At 53.9% G+C, this 2075-nt stretch carries 3 protein-coding genes and 1 pseudogene; 2 read left to right on the forward strand and 2 right to left on the reverse strand.

Features of this window, described 5'->3' with window-relative positions:
* A partial coding sequence (locus K309_RS43680; protein WP_232232653.1) for a hypothetical protein occupies window positions 1-210 on the reverse strand: 210 nt, incomplete at its 3' end.
* A gap of 78 nt (window positions 211-288) precedes the next feature.
* Between K309_RS43680 and K309_RS42310 the strand changes: the two genes are divergently transcribed.
* Together K309_RS42310 and K309_RS0134675 are read left to right on the forward strand one after the other, a co-directional pair.
* Window positions 289-426, forward strand: a complete 138-nt coding sequence (locus tag K309_RS42310; protein WP_156914552.1) for a hypothetical protein — start codon at window positions 289-291, stop codon at window positions 424-426.
* A gap of 357 nt (window positions 427-783) precedes the next feature.
* On the forward strand, window positions 784-1626 hold the full coding sequence (locus K309_RS0134675) for a sterol desaturase family protein (RefSeq protein ID WP_035878931.1): 843 nt from the start codon (window positions 784-786) through the stop codon (window positions 1624-1626).
* Window positions 1627-1687: 61 nt separating this feature from the next.
* Here K309_RS0134675 and K309_RS41340 read toward each other — a convergent pair.
* Window positions 1688-1878: pseudogene (locus K309_RS41340) on the reverse strand (IS481 family transposase); the annotation flags it as partial.
* Window positions 1879-2075: the final 197 nt, after the last annotated feature.

The raw sequence follows: 2075 nt of genomic DNA on the forward strand, positions 1-2075 counted from the left end.
AGCCCGTCCCTGCAGACCGGCTTCGGGAGGCCATCTCCCATCTTCAGTACAGCACCGCAAGCTTTCGCTTACGTTCGTGACACACAATACGCCGCCGCCTTTTTTGGGATTTCGAGCCCCATCTGCTCGACCTTCACTGCCGGTGAAATCGCTGGCAACTCCCAAACGTACCATACACTCATTCTGGTAGCATACGATGGGCTTTTGCAACGTGGTCTCCTCCAATGGAGACTGCTGCCCTAGTACAACATCCCCTAAATAGGGCTCGTTTCCAATCTTGAACGCATCATGCGCTCGACCAACACCGATGCCCAGTACGATGTGGCGCTGGCGGCCTTCAGCGACCATCTGGATCAGGTCCAGCCGATGCTACATTGGGTCTCTCAACACTGTCAGGATCGCCCCGACCTGTTCAACAATCCTTGAACAGCGGCCCTGCGTCATAACCCGTTTGACGTTATGGCGGGATTTTCTGAGATTCCGGCGTAGATCAGAACTGCGGAGGCGTGAAAGCCATTTGGGATTCGAATGAGTCCCATCCAAACAATCGATTGCCAAATTTCGAAAAACGTCGACCTATCCGTGATAGATTCCAGTGACGGCAGATCTCTGTGTGAATGCGCCATGGAATGGAATGTCAAGACTGCTTGGTTTTTGCGCGCGCGATCCGAGCGAAAATGACTTGCGCGACATACCGCGTTTCCATTGGCCTAAAATCGCCCCACCAGAAAACATGCAGCCTCGTTGACGGAGTAGAAATTGCACCTTTTTGATGTAAATCAGATGGCCGGGTTTTTTGTAAACTCGTTCAAGTTCGTAGCGATATTCGCTACCGTCTGTGTCGCGCTCGAGCTGATGTTTCCGGCGTATCGATACAGTTTTGCGTCATATGTTCGCGGGGTACGAAATTGGATCATTCGCCTTGGGTTTGCTGCAGTTGTCTGGCACGTCTACGCTGTGGGTCTGGAATGGTTAGGGGTCAAGCCGCTCCTGACGGTGAATTTCGGGACGTTGTTTCACTCTGACAACGCAATTATTAGCGCGGGCTTCGGCGTTCTTTCAGGCGTTCTAGTCGCAATTGCCGCTGATTTCTTCCGCTACTGGATGCACCGTGCACAGCATGCTATTCCATTCCTGTGGCGCATGCACGCCACCCATCATTCTATCCGCGAACTGACGGCTTGGAATTGTGCTCATCACTTATCTGAGCCGCTTATTTATGCTTTTTTCGTCGCAATGCCGCTCGCTCTGATCCGCTTCGAATCTGGCGTCGTGCCAACTGTTGCCCTGACGCTGATTGCCTTTCAGGTCCACTTGTCTCACTCGAGCACGCGAATTAATCTTGGGCTACTACGATACATAGTCGGGGATGGCAAGTTCCACCGTATTCACCATTCAATAGAAGCGCGTCACAGGGACCGAAACTTCGGGACATTTACGACGCTCTGGGACACGATTTTCCGTACGGCGTACTGGCCGACAAAGGACGAGTGGCCGGAAGTTGGCCTCACAAACCAGTCTGAACCGATCACGGTGCGCGATTACCTTATGTTTCCTTTTGACCAACGCCGCTGGCGTAAAGCGACGGTCGGAAGTGGCGTACGGAAGGTTGAGGTTATCGATTAAGTGCGGTGAACACCTCATTGAAGGCGTGCCGCACTTGTGTTGCTGCCAACCAAATCGTGGAGTTGCCGCTCACGCGGTGGCTGGGCCGCTCAAATGCGACCGAGCTTGGTATCGATGTGCAGCAGGTCACCCGGAGCGGCGTGTTCAAAGCGCATGACGGGCTCGCGTGGCTGCAGATCGACGAGCCTGGACAGGCTAGCGCGCGCGAGCACCGGCTACAGTGGATTCGGAAACACCAACACTGCGGGCGATTAGAGGTGGCGCCGTTTGTTCGGACAGAGATCCGGAGTTTTTAAGTGGAAGCGCTGGGGCAGTCAGGCTGAACCGCCCCAGGAACCGTGGAGGCTGGTTGGCTTAAGGCAATGCTGATTAAGTCCTCCGCTTCATGAGGAAGAGCGTTATGTGAGGGATCAAGAGCGCAAAGAGAAGAACATGAAGCAGATGACGTT

The sequence above is a fragment of the Cupriavidus phytohabitans genome (assembly GCF_000426345.1).
Classification (GTDB): Bacteria; Pseudomonadota; Gammaproteobacteria; order Burkholderiales; family Burkholderiaceae; genus Cupriavidus.

Coding starts and splice junctions, on each gene's coding strand:
- K309_RS42310 (WP_156914552.1), top strand. CDS start 289: ATGCGCTCGACCAACACCGATGCCCAGTACGATGTGGCGCTGGCGGCC.
- K309_RS0134675 (WP_035878931.1), top strand. CDS start 784: ATGGCCGGGTTTTTTGTAAACTCGTTCAAGTTCGTAGCGATATTCGCT.